The 1,205-nt window shown below is 62.3% G+C and carries 1 protein-coding gene and 1 pseudogene; both read left to right on the top strand.

The genetic code is table 11. The features are described from left to right. Positions 1-209: pseudogene (locus Q8K05_RS07820) on the top strand (sulfate adenylyltransferase small subunit); the annotation flags it as partial. Then, the coding region (locus tag Q8K05_RS07815; protein WP_305246002.1) for a GTP-binding protein at positions 209-1,205 on the top strand (997 nt) is incomplete at its 3' end. The pseudogene Q8K05_RS07820 and the gene Q8K05_RS07815, both read left to right, overlap by 1 nt.

The raw sequence follows: 1,205 nt of genomic DNA, 5'->3' as shown, positions 1-1,205 counted from the left end.
AGGGCGAGCAAGTCGTTGAAAAAACCGTGCGTTTTCGCACCGTCGGCGACATCACCTGCACCTGCCCGGTCGACAGCCCGGCCACCACCGCCGCCGAAATCGTGATCGAGACGCTGGCCGCCGATGTCAGCGAGCGCGGAGCCACGCGCATGGACGACAAAACCTCAGATGCTTCGATGGAAAAGCGCAAGAAAGATGGGTACTTCTGATGACTACTATAGATTTGATAGCTGACAGCTCAAATTCCACGCTGGCTACAGGTAAAAATGACCTTAAATCCGCATTGAAATTCATCACCTGCGGTTCGGTCGACGACGGCAAGAGCACGCTGATTGGCCGCCTGCTGGTGGACTCCAAAGCCGTGCTGCAAGACCACCTGGCGGGCGTGCAACGCGCAGGCGAGACCGATCTGGCCCTGCTGACCGATGGCCTGTCGGCTGAGCGCGAGCAAGGCATCACGATTGACGTAGCCTACCGCTACTTCGCCACCGAGCGCCGCAAATTCATCATTGGCGACGCGCCCGGCCATGAGCAGTACACCCGCAACATGGTCACGGCCGCCTCGAGCGCCGACGCCGCCGTGGTACTGGTGGACGCGACCAAGCTCGACTGGAACAAACCCTTGATGGAGTTGCTGCCGCAAACCCGCCGCCATTCGCTGCTGGTCAAGCTGCTGCGCGTGCCGTCGATCGTGTTCACGGTGAACAAGCTCGATGCCGTGCAAGACCCCACGCTGGCGTTCAACAACATCAGCGCAGCGCTGACTGCGTTTGCCGAGGCCGCGCAAATTCCGGTCAAGGCCATCGTGCCGATCTCTGCGCTGATCGGCTACAACGTGGTCGACGCGAAACCCGGCTGGTGCGGCTACCAGGGCCCGTCGCTGCTGGAACTGCTGGAACTGCTGCCGAGTGCAGCGGCAGAAACGCTTGAAGCCTTTGCCTTTCCGGTGCAGTGGGTCGAAAAATTCTCGTCCTCATCCGACACCTCCCAGGGCCGCCGTATTTTCTGGGGCCGCGTGGCCACCGGCGGCGTGCAGCCCGGCCAGACCGTGACTATTTTGCCGAGCGGGCAAACCGCCGTGGTGGCGCAGGTGCTTGACCACATCCGCCAGCCCAAATCCATTTTGGCGGGCCACAGCGCGGGCATTGTGCTGGACCGCGAAGTCGACGTGTCGCGCGGCGACTGGCTGCTGGCCGAGGGCAGCT

It is taken from the genome of Polaromonas sp. (assembly GCF_030682935.1).
Classification (GTDB): domain Bacteria; phylum Pseudomonadota; class Gammaproteobacteria; order Burkholderiales; family Burkholderiaceae_C; genus Polaromonas.
The sequence above is the reverse complement of the archived record's forward strand: the minus strand, read 5'-3'. Positions and strand labels throughout refer to the sequence as shown.